We start from the raw sequence: 17,234 nt of genomic DNA, 5'->3' as shown, positions 1-17,234 counted from the left end.
CGCGCCGCGCATCAGCCCGCCGCCGATCAGCGCCACCAGCGCATCGGCCGGCACCCGTCGCGATCGGTGAGGCGGCGACGCTGGCGCTCGATCATAGCCGGGCGATCGAGCTGTTCCACGCCCGCTACGCGCCGATCCGCTTCGCCGTCGCGATCGCGCCGCTGATCACGATCGCGATCGTCGCGCTGGCGAGCCTGGTGGCGGCGGGCATCCTGCTGGCGACGTTGGTGCCGTTCGTCATCGGCATGATCCTGGCCGGCACGCTCGCCCGCCAGGCATCGGAGCGTCAGCTCGCGGCGATGGCGCAGCTGTCGGCGCTGTTCGTCGATCGCATCCGGACGCTGCCGATCATCCGCCACTTCCGCGCCGAGGAGCGGATCGCCCGGCAGGTTGACGCCGCCGCCCATGATCTCGCCGACCGAACGATGGCGGTGTTGCGCGCGGCCTTCCTGTCGAGCGCGGTGCTCGAATTCTTCGCTGCGCTTTCCGTCGCGCTGGTCGCCGTCTATTGCGGTTTCAGCCTGCTCGGCCTGCTGCCGTTCCCCGATCCCGAGACGCTGACCTTTCGCGAGGCGATGTTCGCGCTGGCGATGGCACCCGAATTCTACCTGCCGATGCGCCGGCTCGCCGCCGCCTATCATGAAAAGCAGCTCGGCGAGGCAGCCGAGCTGGCGCTCGCCGAGCTGCCCGAAGTCCTGCCGCGCGCGCGGGCCGGGCGCTTTGCGGGGCTGGCGGTCGAAGGCGCGCGGATCGACTGGCCGGGCAAGTCGATCGGCCCGGTCGATCTCGCGATCGGCATCCACGGCCTGGTTGCGCTCACTGGCCCGACCGGCAGCGGCAAGACCAGCCTGCTTGCGGCGATCGCCGGGCAGGTCCGGCTGTCGGCAGGATCGATCACGCCTGTCGCGGCCGACGACATCGCCTGGGCGGCGCAGCGGCCACTGATCCTGCCGGGCAGCCTGCGCGACAATCTGGCGCTGGCGCGGCCGGCAGGCGACGACGAACTGGCGGCGGTGGTGGCGGGGGTCGGCCTGGCACCGATGCTGGCACGGCGTGGCATCGGGCTCGATCTTCCGCTCGATCATCTCGGTTCCGGGCTTTCGGGCGGCGAGCGGCGGCGGCTCGCGCTCGCACGGGCGATTCTCGCCGGCAGGCCGCTGATCCTCGCCGACGAGCCGACCGCCGATCTCGATTCCAGCAGCGCCGAAGCGATCATCGCGCTGCTTCGCGCGCTGTCGAGCAGCCATGCCCTGATCGTCGCGACGCACGATCCGACGCTGGTTGCGGTGGCCGATCGCGAGGTGCGGCTGTGAAGGCGATCGACTTCGCGATCGGCCCTGCGGTGCGCCGCCGCCTGCGCGCGACGCTGGCCTTCGCCGCGTGCGCCGGGGTGGCGGCGGTGCTGTTGCTGGCGCTGTCAGGCTGGTTCCTCACCGGCGCGGCGATCGCCGGGGCGGCGGGTGCGGCTTCGGTCGCCGTGTTCAACTATCTGCTGCCGAGCGCGGCGATCCGGGGACTCGCGATCGTCCGCACCGCCGGCCGCTATGGCGAGCGGCTGCTCGGCCACCAGGCGGCGCTCGACGCCATTGCCGACTGGCGCGGCATGCTGTTCGGCACGCTGGCCGCGCAGGATCCACGCACCGCGCCGGCGCTGTCGAGCGGCGACGCCAGCGCGCGGCTGATCGGCGACATCGCCGCTCTGGAGGACCTGATCGTGCGCCGGCCGACCCGTCCGGCGAGCCTGATCGCCGCACTCGCCGCGGTCGTGTTGGCAGCGCTGGCGGGATGGGCGGCGGCGATCGTGCTGGCGTTGCTGCTCGCGGCGCTGCCGATCGTCCTGCGCGCCGCTGCCACCCGCTGGACGCGCGCCCCGGCCGAGGCGGCGGCCGACGCGCTGGGGCAGTTGCGCACCCGCTTCGTCGACTATGCCGCCGCCCGGCCGGAGATCATCGCCTACGGCCTCGCGGCGCGCACGACCGAGGTGATCGAGGCGATCGCCGCCGAGGCCGATCGCGCCCGCGCGGCGCTGTTCCTCGGCGAGGCGAAAGTCGCCGCGCTGTTCGCCGTCTATGGCGCAGTGGCCGCTGCCGCGATGCTCGCAGTCAGCCGCGGGCCGGCGCCGATCACCGCCCTCGCCCTGCTCGCCGCGGTCGCCGCAATCGAGGCGATGGCGGCCTTCGCCCGCACCGCCGTCGCCCAGGCCAGCGTTGAGCAGGCGTTGAGCCGGCTGGGCCAGCTGGCGACGCTCGAGGGTATGCCGTTCCACGCTCGACGCGAGCGGGTAGAGGCCCTGCCGCTCCAGATCGGCGACCACCCGCTCGCGCCCGGCGACCGGATCGCGATCACCGGGCCCTCCGGCGCCGGCAAGACGCGGCTGATCGAGGCGCTGGCAGGACTGCGTCGGCCAGTGCACGCGCTTCAGGTCGGCGGCGTCGCGGTGGGGGACTGCCCGTTCGACGATCTGGCAGCGCAGTTTGCGCTCGCGCCACAGGCGCCGATGCTCGTTGCCGGATCGATCGCCGACAATCTCCGGCTGGCCCGCCCGGGCGTCGATGAACCCGCCATGTGGGCGGCGCTGGAGGCGGCCTGTCTCGCCGATCGCGTCCGCGCCTTCCCGGCCGGCTTGGAAACGTCGCTCGCCGAAGCGGGTGGCCTGTTGTCCGGCGGCGAGCGCAAGCGGCTTTCGATCGCCCGCGCGATCCTGGCCGAGCGCCCATGGATGCTCCTCGACGAGCCGAGCGAGGGCCTTGATCGCGCCACCGAACAGGTGCTGGTCGCGCGGCTGGCGGCGTGGCTGGACGCGACGCGGACCGGCCTGATTCTGGTCTCACACCGCCGCGCGCCGCTCGCACTCGCGACGATGACCTTCGACATTCAAGTCATGCCGTCGATCGATCCCTCCAAAGTTCTAGCCAAGCCGTATGCGATGTAAGAGCATCGGGGCTTCGGATCCGCGGTGGCGGAGTGATTAGCAACGGCGCAACCGCTGCCCAACCACATTGCGCCCTGATCCCGGTCGTTTGCGTGTCCGGCGTAGCAACCCCAAAACCCGCCAATCACGGCTGTTCGAGACGCCCGGCCGCAGCCTCGCGCGCCAGTTCGATGAACGCGCGGAAGGCCGCAGAAGGATTACGGCGACTGGGATAATAGACGCACAGCGGGGCCAGCGGCGGCGTCCAATCGTCCAGAATGCGAACAAGCCGCCCGGCGGCGATATCCTCGCGCACATCGGCTTCCATGAAGTAACCGATCCCTGCACCGTTGGTCACCGCGATCCGCGCCAGCGATGCTTCGTCAAGGGTGAGCGGGCCCTCGACATCGAGCTGCAGATCCTCGTCCGCTTTCGCGAAGCACCACCGGAACAGCGCGCGGTTGGGCAGGCGGATGCGAAGGCAAGGGTAAGCGAGAAGCTCCTGCGGCACCTGCGGCACGGCTCGCCCCTCGAAAAATCCGGGCGCGGCGACCACAGCCATGCGCCGCGCTGGCCCGAGGGGAATGGCGATCGCATCGCTGGGTACCAGATCGGCGCTCCGTACGCCCAGATCGAAACCCGCCGCCACCACGTCGACGAGCCGCCCTTCGGTCACGATGTCGATATGGACCCGCGGATAGCGCTGCAGATAGGTCAGCACCAGCGGCGCCATGATCTCGCGCGCTGCCGTCGCGAACGCGTTGATGCGCAGCGTTCCGGACGGCGTCTCCTGCTGCGAACGCGCCGTGTTCATGGCCTTCTGAATGCTTTCGAGCGCCGGCCTGATCTGTGCCACGAAGATCCGCCCCGCATGGGTCAGCGAGACGCTGCGCGTGGTGCGGTTGAACAGGCGGACGGAAAGCTCTCGCTCCAGCTTGCCAACGGCATTGCTGATTGCGGTCGTCGATAAGCCGAGCTCGACCGCCGCCGCACGGAACGAGCCACAGCGAACAATGGCCAGGACCGCCTCAAGCTCGATCAATGAATGGCGGCTCATTATCCCGATTTTCGTGATACGCTATGCCAATTTGTCTCGATTATCGCCGGCAATGTCCATCGCTAAATCACCCTCGTCACCATCGAGGAGATTATGATGTCCATCGAACTACCCAGACCCATCGCTGATTTCGTCGAGGCTAATGCTCGTCTCGATCTCGACGGCATGATGAAGCCTTTCCGGCGCGACGCCTTGTTCATCGACAACGGCAAGCGCTTCCAGGGCGAGGCGGCGATCCGCGAGCTGTTCGAGCAGGAAGTCATTTCGGTGAAGGCGATCTTCGTGCCCGACGCCGTTCGGGAGGAAGAGGGCGATATCGTCGTCGAAGGACCCGCACATGGCGACTTTCCGGGCAGCCCGCTTCGTTTCAACTATCGTTTCACCCTGGCGGACGGCGCTATCGAGACGCTGGAGACCAAGGTGTGACCATCGCATCGAACCCGACAGAGTTCGCCGGCAGCGGGTCGCGGCCCCTACGGACGAGCGGGCGCTGGGCGTGTCGCACTCGATCATCTCGGCACGGTCAAAACCTGCGGAAGATATCGAAACGCGCTGCCGCAAGCAGCGCTTCATAGGTTGGAATTTTCGCAAGATTTCTTCGGTTAGGGTATTGGAGATGGCGTCATTTCCTCCCCTACCCGTCGGCGTCCGGCGTCGCTCTGGTTCTTCGTGGTCACCGTTGGCGTCTAATTACTGCAGTGGTTCCCGCTCACAGGCATCTTCCTGATGATCCTGGCGGCACCGTTCTGGTCGGCGGTGCTCATCAACCTCGGCATGGCGGGCATCGCGATCGAGGTTCTGTCCGGCAAAGCGCGGCCGGTCTGGCTGCTGTTCCCGGCGCTCTATCTGAGCGGCTGTTATACCTTTTACGCCCGGGAGCGGCGAACAGCAGCGGCTCTGGTCGCGGAGACCGGGGCGCTCAATGCGGCGCAGCGTCTGCCCTTTGCAGTCGGTTCGCAGGACTTGCTGGTGATCGACAACGCGGAGGGGGGGACGCCAGGCAAGTTCGTATCTTCTCAGCTACACGCTTGATCGCGTCTTCGGTGGAAACGGGCACGTGACGATGCTCGCCAATGCCGAGGCGGCCAGCGTCACCTCCGGATAGGCATCGAAGGTCAACCGTTTCACTTTGCCAGAATGCCGATATTTCAGCCGCCAGAGCTTACCCCCAGCTTGTTCTGGCGTCCCCCCAATTATACCCCAAGCAACTTGCGACCGGGGCTGAACAACGGTGGACGGGCACGGCCTGTGCGCCATCAAAAACCCCAGATTTCCGGGGATTGTCCAGCTTGGGCGAACAGCGCCGAACAGGGAAATGGAGCGGGTGAAGGGAATCGAACCCTCGTCGTAAGCTTGGGAAGCTTCTGCTCTACCATTGAGCTACACCCGCGCGCGGCGTCGCCATGCCACGTGCGCGGCCGCGCGGTCAACCGTCCGTGCGCGACGGATGCGGGTGCTGCGCCGGGCTAGCGCGCCGTTCCCGCTTCGGCGCGGGCGGGCGCGAGCAGCACCGCATTGGCAAGCAGCAGGTCGAGCCCGCCCAGATAGCCGCGCGTCGTCGGGCTCTGGGTAAAGGCGATGACCAGGCCGTCGCCGCGCGGCTGGCTGATGACGAACGGCTTGAAGGCGAGCTGCAGCCGGTTCTCCTCCCACAGATAGCCGCTGGCGACCAGCTTGTCGGCGGCAGCAAAGCTGAACACGTTGGTGCCGTCGGCGGCGTTCACCGGCTTGAAGATCTCGGTCCCGGTGACGAGCACCGCGGCGTCGCGATAGCCCGATGCCAGCCAGTGCTCGGGATTGGCCTCGACCGTGACCAGCGCGCCGGGCACCTCGTCGGGCGCGGCATTGGGGTCGGCGATGGCTTTCTCATATTCGCCCCGGTCGGCGATTCGCGATCCCGCCTTGGGGTCCTTTGGCTTGTCCTTGCCATCGTCGGGGCGCCAGCTGTTTTCGGTAACGGTCGACAGGAGCTTGAGCCCGTCGCCCGCCAGCGCCTCGCTCGCCGAACCCAGCGCCACCACCACGCCGCCGCGATCGACAAAGCCCTTGATCGCCTCCGTCCCGCGGCTGCCGAGCAGCGCGGCGAACCGCCCGCTCGTTTCGGGCAGCACGATCACGTCATAATCCGACAGCCGCGCAGCGCCCAGATTGCGCACCCGGATCGGCGCGACGGCCAGCCCCAGCTTGCGCTCCAGCGTCCAGCGCGCCGGTCCCGCGCCGCTTGGGCTGGTGCCGTCGTCCCACGCCATCGCGATCCGCGGCAGCTTGAGCGCGGCGAACGACCGGCTGCCGAAATTGGGGCCGTCCTCGACCCAGCTGTCGGCGAGCGTCACCACCTCCGCGCCGTGCCGGGCCGCCAGTGCCTGGAGCCGCGCGGCGAGATCAGCGGGGTTGCCCGCGGCGGGAAAGATCACCGTGCCCTTGCCGTATTCGCGGCCTGCGACGGTGAAGGACTGGTCGGTGCTCGCGCCCTTCAGCCCCTCGGCCAGCGCGGCGATGATGAAGCGCGCCTGCCCGGCGTCGCTCCACGGCACCGCATAGCCGAACCCGCTGCCGATCGTCGCGAGCGCGGGCGGGGGGGCGTCGGGATCGACCGGCGTCGCGCCCGCCAGGTCGACGCCGCGGCACGACGTGATCGCCACCCCCTCCATCAGGGGCAATGCCCAGGCGGTGACGTCGTAGAGCATGTGCTCAAGCCCCGCCTTGCGCCGTTCCTCCTGCCGCGCGACGAAATCGGCGGGCAGCGCGACGTTGCGGTCGAGGAGCGCGCGGGCGAGTCGCCCGGTCGGTTGCGCCTTGTCGACGACCAGCATCCCCTGGGGATAGTTGCGCCCGCACGCGGTGCCGGCGGGCAGGCGGCTGACCGCGATGCCCTGGGCGGCCAGCGTCGCCGCCAGCCGCTCGGCCTGACCGCGGCGCACCGCGCGGTCGAACACGTAATAACGGTCGCCGGCGCGCGCGCCTTCCTCCACCGCGGCGCGGCGATAGGCGGCATATTCGTTCAGCAGCCGGTCGCGATTGCCCGCCAGCGTCTCCAGCGTCGCGAGCGCGGCGACGAAGTTGTTGAACACCCCGTCGCGATAGCTGAGCAATTCGCCGTTGCGCCGTTCGAACACCAGCCCCCGCGGCGAGCCCTGTTCGAATGTCGTCGCGATCGATCCGTTGAGCGTCGGCCACATGTCGCCATAGCCGGGGTAGAAGGCGTCATAGACCTCGCGCGTGAAATAGGGGATGCCCAGCCGGTCGAACCACGCGCCGCGATTGCGCCCGAACAGCTCCTGGGTCCGGCGCTGGCTCTGCGCGATCAGCGGGTTGTAGGGGTCGGCCGCGGGCGCGAAATAATAGGTGCTGTCGCCGCCCATTTCGTGTGAATCGACGAAGACCACCGGGTTCCATTCGCGAAATGCCGCGACGCGCCCGCGCGTTTCCGGCTGGGTCGCCGAAAACCAGTCGCGGTTCATGTCGAACAGATAATGGTTGAACCGGCCGCCGGGCCAGGGCTGGTCGTGTTCGGCGGTATAGCGGTCGGGTTGCGGCGCCAGCCCCAGCGCTTCGGAGAAGCTGTGGACAAAGCGGGTGCGCCCGTCGGGGTTCTGCGCGGGATCGATGATGACGACGGTCTCGGCCAGGATGCGGTCGACCAGCGGATCGCCGCGCGCGGCGAGCAGGTGATAGGCCAGCGCCAGCGCGCTGTCGGGGGGCGTGATCTCGTCGCCATGGATGCCGAAGCCGAGCCAGGCGACCGCCGGCGTGCGGTCGATCAGCGCACGCGTTTCGGCGGGGCTCAGCGCCGCGCCCGCGCTCAGCCGTGCGACATCCTGCTTGACCGCGTCCAGCCGCGCGATCGTCGCCGGGGCGGCGATGACGGCATAGATCAGCGGCCGGCCCTGCCAGGAACGGGCATAGCGCACGATCCGCACCCGCTCGGGCGCGGCCTTTTCCAGCGCCTCCAGATAGCGGACGATGTCCTCGGGCCGGGTGATCGCCGCGCCGGTCGGGTGGCCGACCACCTGCTCCAGCGTCGGCACCGCGGGGTCATAGGCGATGTCGAGCAGCCCCTGCGCCCGCGCCGGCCCAGCCAGGCCCGCCGCGGTGATCGCCAGCATGAGCGCCACGCCCGCGCGCGCAAGCCGCGCCAGCGCCCAATTGCCCGTTCGCATCGATATCCCCCGTCTGAACCCGGTTCCGTGTCCGCGCAAACCTAGCCTGCGCGCGGGGGGTGGCAAGGGGCTAAGCCGCTCGGCCCGCGACCCCGATGGCCAAGAGCCCCGTCACCCCGGCCTCGTGCCGGGGTCCACCGCGCCGCCGGGTCGGACCCGCGACAGGGTGGCGCGGACCGCCGCCACGATCCCACATTTGCGCGTGCCGTGGGGTGGGGCGGTGAAAGGTGCGGGGTGGCCGGCCAAATCGAGCGCCGCCAATCCCCGCCCCGCAACTCAGGCCGCGATGCCCTCCAGCGCCTCGCTCGCCGCCAGCCACGCCGCCTCGGCGGCTTCGATCTGTGCCTCCACGTCGGCGCGGCGCTTCATCAGTTCGGTCATGGTCAGCTTGGCAAGCTCGGGCGCGGCGGTCGACGGATCGAACATCGCGCGGTCGATCGCGCCCCGCCGTTCGGTCAGCCGGGCCAGCTCGGCCTCCGCCTCGCGCGCGCGCTTCTTCAGCGCATTGCCCTGTTCGCGCGCTTCGGCGGCGGCGCGGCGGGCTTCCTTGCGGTCGATCTTCGATCCACCCCGCGTCGGCCCCGCGCCGTCCTTTTCCAGCACGAAGGCGATGTAATCGTCGATCGAACCGTCGAATTCGCGCGCGGTGCCGCCGTCGACGAGCACCAGCCGATCCGCGGTCATCTCCAGCATGTGGCGGTCGTGGCTGACGATCACCATCGCGCCGTCATAGGCGGCGAGCGCCTGGATCAGCGCCTCGCGCGCGTCGACGTCCAGGTGGTTGGTCGGCTCGTCGAGGATCAACAGGTGCGGCGCATCTCGCGTGATCAGCGCCAGCGCCAGCCGCGCCCGCTCGCCGCCCGACAGCCGGCCGACCTCGGTCGTGGCCTTTTGTCCGGCAAAGCCGAAGCGGCCGAGCTGCGCGCGCACCGCGCCCTGGCTCGCGCCTGGCATCGCCACCGTCATGTGCTGGAGCGGGGTCTCGCTGCGGTCGAGCTCCTCGACCTGATATTGGGTGAAGTAGCCGACCTTCATCTTGCCGCTGGCGTTCATCGCCCCGTCCATCGGCGCGAGCTGCGCTGCGAGCAGGCGCGCGAGCGTCGTCTTGCCGTTGCCGTTGCGGCCCAACAACGCGATGCGGTCGTCGGGGTCGATGCGCAGGTTCAGCCGCTGCAGGATCGGCGTTTCGCCATAGCCGACCGCGGCGGTATCAAGCGTGATCAGCGGCGGGCGCAGTTCGTCGGGGCTGGGAAAGTCGAAGCTGAGCGAGGGGTCGTCGACCAGCTCGGCGATCGGCTGCATCCGCGCCAGCGCCTTGGCACGCGACTGTGCCTGTTTCGCGGTCGACGCGCGTGCCGAATTGCGGGCGATATAGTCCTGCAGCTTCTCGCGCTCGGCCTGCTGCTTGGCGCGCGCCGACGCGATCTGCGCCTGGCGTTCGGCGCGCTGGCGCTCGAACGCGTCATAACCGCCGGGATAGAGCGTCAGCTTGCCGCGCTCCAGATGCAGAATGTGATCGACGACATTGTTCAGGAAATCGCGCTCGTGGCTGATCAGCAGGATCGTCGCCGGATAGGATTTCAGGAAGGATTCGAGCCACATCACCGCCTCCAGGTCGAGGTGGTTGGACGGTTCGTCGAGCAGCAGCAGGTCGGGCGCGGAAAACAGCAGCGCGGCGAGCGCGACGCGCATCCGCCAGCCGCCCGAAAAGCTTTCCAGCGGCCGGTTCTGCGCGTCCTCGTCGAACCCCAGCCCGACCAGGATGCGGGCGGCGCGCGCGGGGGCGGAATGCGCGTCGATCGCGTTCAGCCGTTCGTGGATCTCGCCCAGCCGGTCGATGCTGTCGGGATGCTCGGCCTCCTCGAGCAGCGCCGCGCGCTCGGTATCGGCGACCAGTACGGTGTCGATCGGGGTCGCGTCGCCGCCGGGCGCTTCCTGCGCGATATAGCCGATGCGGCTGCCGCGCGGGCGATCGACGCTGCCGGTATCGGGCTCCAGCATCCCGGCGATGACCCGCACCAGCGTCGTCTTGCCCGCGCCGTTGCGCCCGATCAGGCCGATTCGCCGCCCCGGCGGCAGGCTCGCGCTCGCGCGGTCCAGGATGGTGCGTCCGCCCAGGCGTACGGTGATGTCGGTCAGGTTCAGCATGTCCGCGCGCCATAGCCCGGCCCGGCCCGGTTTAGCCACCCCGCGCGTAAGTGCCGGTCCCCGCCCGGCATGACGGATTTGATGCAACACCACCCCGTCACCCCGGGGCCTGACGCGGGGTCCATGTGCAACGGTGATGACGGATCCTGCATCTGCGCCGGGCGGCACCCGCGCCATGATCGCGAAAGCGCCGGCCGTCCGCGACCTTCAACCTTCCAATGCCGCCGGGATCGGCTAAACGATCGCCAACACCAGAACCGAGGATGAGAGATGTCGAGCTTTGACTTCGCGCTGGGCGAAACCGCGGACATGATCCGCGACACGACGCAGCGTTTCGCCACCGACCGTATCGCACCGCTCGCGCAGCGCATCGACGCGGAGGACTGGTTTCCTCGCGATCTTTGGCCCGAAATGGGCGCGCTCGGCCTGCACGGCATCACCGTGGCGGAGGCGGATGGCGGGCTCGGGCTCGGCTATCTCGAGCACGTCATCGCGTGCGAGGAAGTCAGCCGCGCGTCGGCTTCGGTGGGCTTGAGCTACGGCGCGCATTCCAACCTGTGCATCAACCAGATCGCGCGCTGGGCGAACTCCGAGCAGAAGGCGAAATACCTGCCCAAGCTGCTGTCGGGCGAGCATGTCGGCAGCCTCGCGATGTCGGAGGCCAATGCCGGCTCCGACGTCGTGTCGATGAAGCTCAAGGCCGATCGCGTCCAGGGCGGCTGGGTGCTCAACGGCACCAAATTCTGGATCACCAACGCCGCCTATGCCGACACGCTGGTCGTCTATGCCAAGACCGGGGAGGGGTCGCGCGGCATCACCACCTTCCTGATCGAAAAGGACATGGTGGGCTTTGCGATCGGGCAGAAGATCGACAAGCTGGGCATGCGCGGATCGCCGACCGCCGAACTGGTCTTCACCGATTGCGAAGTGCCCGACGAGAATGTGATGGGCCCCGAAAATGGCGGGGTCGGCGTGCTGATGAGCGGCCTCGACTATGAGCGCGCGGTGCTCGCCGGCATCCAGCTCGGCATCATGCAGGCGTGCCTGGACGTCGTCATCCCCTATGTGCGCGAGCGCAAGCAGTTCGGCCAGGCGATCGGCAGTTTCCAGCTGATCCAGGCCAAGGTCGCCGACATGTATGTCGCACTCAATTCGGCACGTGCCTATGTCTATGCAGTCGCGCGCGCCTGCGACGCGGGCCGCACGACGCGCTTCGACGCCGCCGGCGCGATCCTGCTCGCCAGCGAGAATGCAGTGAAGGTCAGCCTGGAGGCGATCCAGGCGCTGGGCGGGGCGGGCTATACCAAGGACTGGCCGGTGGAACGCTACATGCGCGACGCCAAGCTGCTCGATATCGGCGCAGGCACCAACGAAATCCGCCGGATGCTGATCGGCCGCGAGCTGATCGGGGGCGGATGACCATCACCGGCCTCCTGCATCATATCGACCTGACGGTCAGCGATCTCGACGCCTCGCGCCGGTTCTACGATGTGGTGCTCGGTTTTCTCGGCTATCGGCGCAGCGCCGATCATCCAGGCGGCACCGACTGGGACTTGGGGCGCAGTGATCCGGGCACGCCGTTCCATTCGATCGGCATCGTGGCGGCGCGGGGGCGATGGCCGGGGGCAAGGCCACGACCGATATGCGCCGGGCCTGCATCATCTCGCTTGGGCCAGCGACAGCCGAGAGGAAGTCGACCGGCTCCACCGGCTGCTGGTTTCGATCGACGCCGTCATTCTCGACCAGCCGATGGACTATCCGCGCTATGGCCCGCGCTATTACGCGCTGTTCTTTGCCGATCCCGACGGGCTGAAGCTGGAACTGGTGCATTTTGATCCGCCGGTAGCGCGTTGAGTTGCGGCGCGGCGGCGTCCGTCCGCATCCCGTCTCAGGCCGCGGCCGCGCGCGCGTCGCCCAGCAGCACGGTGACCATGTCGCCGCGGTGGCGTGCGATCAGCACCGTCAGATAGATGGCCAGGAACGGCGTGCCGAAGAAGAAGGCAAGCGCCGCCAGCCCCAGCCCGCGCACGCCGAAACGGTTGCGCCACGCGGTCCAGGTCGCCGACAGCGTCAACATGCCCAGAAAGTCGAGGTTGAACTGCCCCTGCCAATCCATCCGCGCGATCGCGGCGAAGAATTGGGGGATCAGATTCCAGCCATGCGTTGCGCCGACCCAACCGGTATAGACCAGGATCACCGCCAGCATCGCCAGCAGCAACAACCGGAACAGGGCCATCCTCGTTTCCCCAGAATGTGGCACTTGCTACATTTCTCTAGCCCGGGTCGGTACGGTACGCAATCGGCAGCGATGCGGCGGGCTTCCCATGCGCGGGCGCGCCAGCTAGTCAGCGTCAAAACCACAGGGGATGCCATGATGAGCGCGCCGGTGCTCGAAACCCGGATTGCCGCGAATGATGCGGCCTTTGCCGCCAACGCCGCACATAATCGTGCGCTGGCGGAGAAGCTCCGCGCCGATGTCGCGCAAGCCGCGCTCGGCGGCAGCGAGAGCGCCCGCGCCAGGCATGTCGCGCGCGGCAAGCTGCTGCCCCGCGACCGGGTCGAACGGCTGCTCGATCCCGGCTCGCCCTTTCTCGAGATCGGCCAGCTCGCTGCCTTCGACCTTTACGACGGCGAAGTCCCCGGCGCGGGGCTGATCGCTGGCATCGGCCGGGTGTCGGGCCGGCAGGTGATGATCCTCGCCAACGACGCGACGGTGAAGGGCGGCACCTATTTCCCGATGACGGTGAAAAAGCATCTGCGCGCCCAGGAAATCGCGATCGAGAACCGCTTGCCGTGCATCTACCTGGTCGATTCGGGCGGCGCGAATCTGCCGCACCAGGCCGATGTTTTTCCCGACCGCGACCATTTCGGCCGCATCTTCTTCAACCAGGCGAACATGTCCGCGCGCGGCATTCCCCAGATCGCGTGCGTGATGGGCAGCTGCACCGCCGGCGGTGCGTACGTCCCCGCCATGTCCGACGAAAGCGTGATCGTGCGCAATCAGGGCACGATCTTCCTCGCCGGCCCCCCACTGGTCAAGGCCGCGACCGGCGAGGAGATCAGCGCCGAGGATCTGGGCGGCGGCGACCTGCACGGCCGCAAGTCGGGCGTGGTCGATCATGTCGCCGAGAATGACGCGCATGCGCTGACCATCGTACGCGATATCGTCAGCCATCTGCGCGGTCCCTTCGCCCGATCTCCCAACCCGTTCGCTTCGAGCGCAGTCGAGAAGCGCGTCTCGATTTCGCTCGACACGAACGGGCTTCAGACGCCAAGGCCCCCCAAATACCCTGCCGAAGACCTCTACGGCATCCTCCCCACCGACGTCCGCGCGCCCTATGACGTGCACGAGGTGATCGCGCGGCTGGTCGACGCATCCGAGTTTCACGAATTCAAGGCGCTCTACGGCCCCTCGCTGGTCTGCGGCTTCGCGCATATCTGGGGGATGCCGGTCGCGATCCTCGCCAACAACGGCGTGCTGTTCAGCGAAAGCGCGGTCAAGGGCGCGCACTTCATCCAGCTCGCCCAGCAACGCGGCGTGCCCTTGCTGTTCCTCCAGAACATCTCCGGCTTCATGGTCGGCGGCAAATATGAGGCGGAGGGGATCGCCAAGCACGGCGCGAAGCTCGTCACCGCCGTCGCGACCGTCACGGTGCCCAAGCTGACCGTGCTGATCGGCGGCAGCTTCGGCGCGGGCAATTACGGCATGTGCGGCCGCGCCTATGGCCCGCGCTTCCTGTTCACCTGGCCCAACAGCCGGATCAGCGTGATGGGCGGGGAACAGGCCGCCAGCGTGCTGGCGACGGTTCACCGCGACGCGGACCAATGGTCGCCGGAGGAAGCCGAAGCCTTCAAGGCCCCGATCCGCCAGCGTTATGAGGACGAGGGCAATCCCTGGCACGCGACCAGCCGGCTGTGGGACGACGGCATCATCGACCCCGTCCAGACCCGCGACGTGCTGGGCCTGGCACTCGCCGCAACGCTGGCGGCCCCGGTGGAGGATCGCGGCTTCGGCGTGTTCCGGATGTGAGCGACGGGACTACGCCTCACGCGTCACCTCCCCGGAACGGGGAGGGGGACCGCCCGGCGCAGCCGGGGGGTGGAGGGGTCTTCGCCACAACCCGGCAAACCATCCAGCTCGCCCGCCGCGAACGCCGGTCCGGGAACCCGCCCGAGGTCATGCTGTGGCGTGCCCTGCGGTTGCGACCCGGGGGCTATAGGTTCCGCCGGCAGCATCCGATTGGTGCGTACAGCCTCGACTTTGCCTGTCTGTCGGCGCGCCTGGCGATCGAGATTGACGGCGAGGCGCATGATCGCGGCAACCGGCCGGCGCGGGATGCCCAAAGAGACGTCAAACTGGAATCGCTGGGGTTCCAAACGCTCCGCATTCCTGCGCGTGAAGTGTTTCGATCCGTCGATGACGTCGTAACCGCAATCGTTACCGCCTGTGCAGCGCGCGCACCCCTCCACCGTCCTGCGGACGGTCCCCCTCCCCATTCCGGGGAGGTAAAGAAGGCCAGCCGATGAATATGTATTTGCTCCCGCTCCTGCTCCTCCAGTCGGCCGCCACCCCGCCGCCCGAGCGCGGCACCGCGCTGCCCCCGCCGGGGACGGAGGAAGCTGCGGTGATGGCCCCGATCGACCGGATGCTCGGTGCGCTCGCTACCCACGACGCGCCCACCATCCTGGCCCAGGCCGCGCGGCCGGAGGCGGCGGCGACCGGCGTCGTCATCGCCCCCGACGGCACCAGCACGACGCGCCGCCGCACCTTCGCCGAGTTCGCGGCGATGGTCGCCAAGTCGACCGACCGGGTCGAGGAGCGCCAGTTCCGCCCGGCGATCGAAATCGACGGCGACATGGCGATGGTGTGGGCACCCTACATCTTCCTGATCGACGGCAAGCGCAATCATTGCGGCACCAACCATTACAGCCTGACCCGCGCCGAGGGCCGCTGGCGCATCGAAAGCGTAACCTGGACCCAGCGCACCACGGAATGCCCCGAACCATGATCCAGTCGCTGCTGATCGCCAATCGCGGCGAGATCGCCTGCCGCATCATCCGCACCGCACGCGCGATGGGTATCCGCACCGTCGCGGTTTATTCGGATGCCGATGCGAACGCGCTACACGTCCGCCAGGCAGACGGGGCCGTCCATATCGGCCCTTCGCCGGCACGCGAGAGCTATCTGCGCGGCGACAGGATCATCGCCGCGGCGCAGGCGACTGGCGCGCAGGCGATCCACCCCGGCTATGGCTTCCTGTCCGAAAATGCCGAGTTCGCCGAGGCCGTGGCGGCCGCTGGCCTCATCTGGGTCGGGGCGACGCCGCAATCGATCCGCGCGATGGGGCTGAAGGATGCGGCCAAGCGGTTGATGGCGGACGCCGGCGTGCCGGTGACGCCGGGCTATCTGGGCGAGGATCAGTCGCCCGATGTGCTGGCGGCCGAAGCCGACAAGATCGGCTATCCCGTGCTCATCAAAGCGGTGGCGGGCGGCGGCGGCAAGGGGATGCGCCGCGTCGACGCCAGCGCCGACTTCGCCGACGCGCTGGCAAGCTGCAAGCGCGAAGCCGCCTCCAGCTTCGGCGACGACCGCGTCATCATCGAAAAATACATCCTGTCGCCGCGCCACATCGAAGTGCAGGTGTTCGGCGACACCCATGGCAACGTCGTCCACCTGTTCGAACGCGACTGCTCGCTCCAGCGCCGCCACCAGAAGGTGATCGAGGAAGCCCCCGCGCCCGGCATGACCTCCGAAGCCCGCGAAGCGATCTGCGCCGCCGCGGTCCGCGCGGCAAAGGCGGTCGACTATGTCGGCGCGGGCACGATCGAGTTCATCGCCGACGCGAGCGAGGGCCTGCGCGCCGACCGCACCTGGTTCATGGAAATGAACACACGCCTTCAGGTCGAGCATCCCGTGACCGAGGAGATCACCGGGGTCGACCTGGTCGAATGGCAGCTCCGCGTCGCCAGCGGCGAAAAGCTGCCGAAGCGGCAGGAGGAGCTGAGCATCAACGGCTGGGCGATCGAGGCGCGGCTCTATGCGGAGGACCCGGCCAAGGGGTTTTTGCCGAGCGTGGGGCGGTTGGACACGCTTGATCTTCCACGCCATGCGAGGATCGAAACTGGGGTGGTTGAGGGCGACGCGGTCTCGCCATTCTATGATCCGATGATTGCCAAGATTGTCGTGCATGGCGCAAGCCGCGAGAGCGCAATCACCAATCTGTCGCACGCGTGCGGCGAGGTGCTTTGCTATCCGGTGAGAACGAACGCATGGTTCTTGAAGCGGCTTTGCACCCATCATGATTTCAGCGAAGGCACAATTTCTACTGGCTTTATTGATCACCACGCGGACTTGCTGCTTGCTGCGCCAACGCCAAGTGACCCTCTGCTGCAAGAGGTGGGCGAAAGCCTATTCTTCGACGGGTGGGCTGAACCCGAAGCGTGGCGGCCAAGAACTTTAGACTTTGCACGTGGGTTGGCGGGCTTCAGGCTGAATCGTGATCGCGAGACCGGCATTGAAATTTATCTGGATGGCCAGCGTTTGCCGCGATTTTCCTATGACTTGACCCTGTATGATCGGGCTGAAAACTATGAAGTGAGCAGCGGCTCGATACTTGGTCGGTCAGATGCGGTTTTCTTCGAGGACGGTGCTGCGTTTACTTTCACGCGCTTCGCAAACGTTTTGGCCGCGGCAACCTCCGCGGGCGGTGCGATCCTCGCGCCCATGCCGGGCCGCGTCACGGCGGTTGAAGTCGCGGCCGGGGCCAGCGTCACCAAGGGCCAGCGGCTGCTCACCCTGGAAGCGATGAAGATGGAGCATTCGCTGACCGCGCCGTTCGACGGGGTGGTGGCCGAACTCAACGCCACCGCCGGCGCGCAGGTTCAGGTCGATGCGGTGCTGGTGCGGATCGAGGCGGCGGCGTGACCGTCGGCGCGCGCCAGGCCAAAGCCCCGCCCC

At 68.2% G+C, this 17,234-nt stretch carries 14 protein-coding genes and 1 tRNA gene; 10 read left to right on the top strand and 5 right to left on the bottom strand.

Annotated features, from left to right (window positions below; translation table 11 throughout):
• Both AX676_RS01200 and AX676_RS01195 read left to right on the top strand, forming a co-directional pair.
• Positions 1-1,313, top strand: a 1,313-nt coding sequence (locus tag AX676_RS01200) for an ATP-binding cassette domain-containing protein (RefSeq protein ID WP_066544055.1), incomplete at its 5' end; no start/stop codon positions are given.
• On the top strand, positions 1,310-2,932 hold the full coding sequence (locus AX676_RS01195; RefSeq protein WP_231726550.1) for an ATP-binding cassette domain-containing protein: 1,623 nt from the start codon (positions 1,310-1,312) through the stop codon (positions 2,930-2,932). The genes AX676_RS01200 and AX676_RS01195, both read left to right, overlap by 4 nt.
• A gap of 124 nt (positions 2,933-3,056) precedes the next feature.
• Here the strand turns inward: AX676_RS01195 and AX676_RS01190 are convergent, their stop codons facing one another.
• The gene (locus tag AX676_RS01190) at positions 3,057-3,968 is read right to left on the bottom strand and encodes a LysR family transcriptional regulator (RefSeq protein ID WP_066481354.1); all 912 of its coding nucleotides are present in this window, start codon (positions 3,966-3,968) and stop codon (positions 3,057-3,059) included.
• A 96-nt stretch (positions 3,969-4,064) separates the two neighbouring features.
• On the opposite strand from AX676_RS01190, the gene AX676_RS01185 reads away from it, so the two are divergent.
• Together AX676_RS01185 and AX676_RS01180 are read left to right on the top strand one after the other, a co-directional pair.
• Entirely contained in the window at positions 4,065-4,394 is a 330-nt protein-coding gene (locus AX676_RS01185) for a nuclear transport factor 2 family protein (RefSeq protein WP_066481665.1), read from the top strand.
• Positions 4,395-4,694: 300 nt separating this feature from the next.
• Complete coding sequence (locus AX676_RS01180) at positions 4,695-5,000, top strand: hypothetical protein (RefSeq protein WP_066481356.1); 306 nt, start codon at positions 4,695-4,697, stop codon at positions 4,998-5,000.
• Between the two features lie 284 nt (positions 5,001-5,284).
• Here the strand turns inward: AX676_RS01180 and AX676_RS01175 are convergent.
• From AX676_RS01175 to AX676_RS01165, 3 genes are all read right to left on the bottom strand, one after another.
• Positions 5,285-5,358 (bottom strand) — tRNA-Gly (locus tag AX676_RS01175).
• A gap of 76 nt (positions 5,359-5,434) precedes the next feature.
• Positions 5,435-8,128, bottom strand: coding sequence for a M14 family zinc carboxypeptidase (locus tag AX676_RS01170; RefSeq protein WP_082731332.1), 2,694 nt, complete (start codon positions 8,126-8,128; stop codon positions 5,435-5,437).
• A 276-nt stretch (positions 8,129-8,404) separates the two neighbouring features.
• Entirely contained in the window at positions 8,405-10,276 is a 1,872-nt protein-coding gene (locus tag AX676_RS01165) for an ABC-F family ATP-binding cassette domain-containing protein (protein WP_066481358.1), read from the bottom strand.
• Positions 10,277-10,546: 270 nt separating this feature from the next.
• Between AX676_RS01165 and AX676_RS01160 the strand changes: the two genes are divergently transcribed.
• Positions 10,547-11,695 (top strand): isovaleryl-CoA dehydrogenase, encoded by a 1,149-nt coding sequence (locus AX676_RS01160; protein ID WP_066481364.1) that lies wholly within the window; start codon positions 10,547-10,549, stop codon positions 11,693-11,695.
• Positions 11,696-11,839: 144 nt separating this feature from the next.
• On the top strand, positions 11,840-12,130 hold the full coding sequence (locus tag AX676_RS01155; RefSeq protein ID WP_066481367.1) for a VOC family protein: 291 nt from the start codon (positions 11,840-11,842) through the stop codon (positions 12,128-12,130).
• A 34-nt stretch (positions 12,131-12,164) separates the two neighbouring features.
• Here the strand turns inward: AX676_RS01155 and AX676_RS01150 are convergent, their stop codons facing one another.
• Positions 12,165-12,512 carry a hypothetical protein gene (locus tag AX676_RS01150; protein ID WP_066481370.1) on the bottom strand — a complete coding sequence of 116 codons (348 nt, stop codon included), beginning with the start codon at positions 12,510-12,512 and terminating at the stop codon, positions 12,165-12,167.
• Between the two features lie 138 nt (positions 12,513-12,650).
• On the opposite strand from AX676_RS01150, the gene AX676_RS01145 reads away from it, so the two are divergent.
• Genes AX676_RS01145 through AX676_RS01135 form a run of 4 tightly spaced genes read left to right on the top strand, consistent with a single transcriptional unit; the run spans position 12,651 to position 17,201 of the window.
• On the top strand, positions 12,651-14,306 hold the full coding sequence (locus AX676_RS01145) for a carboxyl transferase domain-containing protein (protein ID WP_066481668.1): 1,656 nt from the start codon (positions 12,651-12,653) through the stop codon (positions 14,304-14,306).
• Positions 14,192-14,803: an endonuclease domain-containing protein gene (locus AX676_RS18495; RefSeq protein ID WP_331709946.1), complete on the top strand. Its 612-nt coding sequence runs from the start codon at positions 14,192-14,194 to the stop codon at positions 14,801-14,803. Before AX676_RS01145 ends, AX676_RS18495 begins: the two co-directional genes overlap by 115 nt.
• Complete coding sequence (locus AX676_RS01140) at positions 14,800-15,285, top strand: hypothetical protein (RefSeq protein ID WP_066481373.1); 486 nt, start codon at positions 14,800-14,802, stop codon at positions 15,283-15,285. The genes AX676_RS18495 and AX676_RS01140 overlap by 4 nt, the downstream gene beginning before the upstream one ends.
• Positions 15,282-17,201, top strand: a complete 1,920-nt coding sequence (locus AX676_RS01135; protein WP_066481381.1) for an acetyl/propionyl/methylcrotonyl-CoA carboxylase subunit alpha — start codon at positions 15,282-15,284, stop codon at positions 17,199-17,201. The genes AX676_RS01140 and AX676_RS01135 overlap by 4 nt, the downstream gene beginning before the upstream one ends.
• Positions 17,202-17,234: the final 33 nt, after the last annotated feature.

The organism is Sphingomonas sp. CCH21-G11, from assembly GCF_001555965.1.
Classification (GTDB): domain Bacteria; phylum Pseudomonadota; class Alphaproteobacteria; order Sphingomonadales; family Sphingomonadaceae; genus Sphingomonas.
The sequence above is the reverse complement of the archived record's forward strand: the minus strand, read 5'-3'. Positions and strand labels throughout refer to the sequence as shown.

Excerpts from the sequence above, each read along its gene's own strand:
- AX676_RS01165 (WP_066481358.1), bottom strand. The coding sequence starts at position 10,276 with ATGCTGAACCTGACCGACATCACCGTACGCCTGGGCGGACGCACCATC.
- AX676_RS01180 (WP_066481356.1), top strand. The coding sequence starts at position 4,695 with ATGATCCTGGCGGCACCGTTCTGGTCGGCGGTGCTCATCAACCTCGGC.
- AX676_RS01135 (WP_066481381.1), top strand. The coding sequence starts at position 15,282 with ATGATCCAGTCGCTGCTGATCGCCAATCGCGGCGAGATCGCCTGCCGC.
- AX676_RS01145 (WP_066481668.1), top strand. The coding sequence starts at position 12,651 with ATGAGCGCGCCGGTGCTCGAAACCCGGATTGCCGCGAATGATGCGGCC.
- AX676_RS01160 (WP_066481364.1), top strand. The coding sequence starts at position 10,547 with ATGTCGAGCTTTGACTTCGCGCTGGGCGAAACCGCGGACATGATCCGC.
- AX676_RS01190 (WP_066481354.1), bottom strand. The coding sequence starts at position 3,968 with ATGAGCCGCCATTCATTGATCGAGCTTGAGGCGGTCCTGGCCATTGTT.
- AX676_RS01150 (WP_066481370.1), bottom strand. The coding sequence starts at position 12,512 with ATGGCCCTGTTCCGGTTGTTGCTGCTGGCGATGCTGGCGGTGATCCTG.
- AX676_RS01140 (WP_066481373.1), top strand. The coding sequence starts at position 14,800 with ATGAATATGTATTTGCTCCCGCTCCTGCTCCTCCAGTCGGCCGCCACC.
- AX676_RS01170 (WP_082731332.1), bottom strand. The coding sequence starts at position 8,128 with ATGCGAACGGGCAATTGGGCGCTGGCGCGGCTTGCGCGCGCGGGCGTG.
- AX676_RS01185 (WP_066481665.1), top strand. The coding sequence starts at position 4,065 with ATGTCCATCGAACTACCCAGACCCATCGCTGATTTCGTCGAGGCTAAT.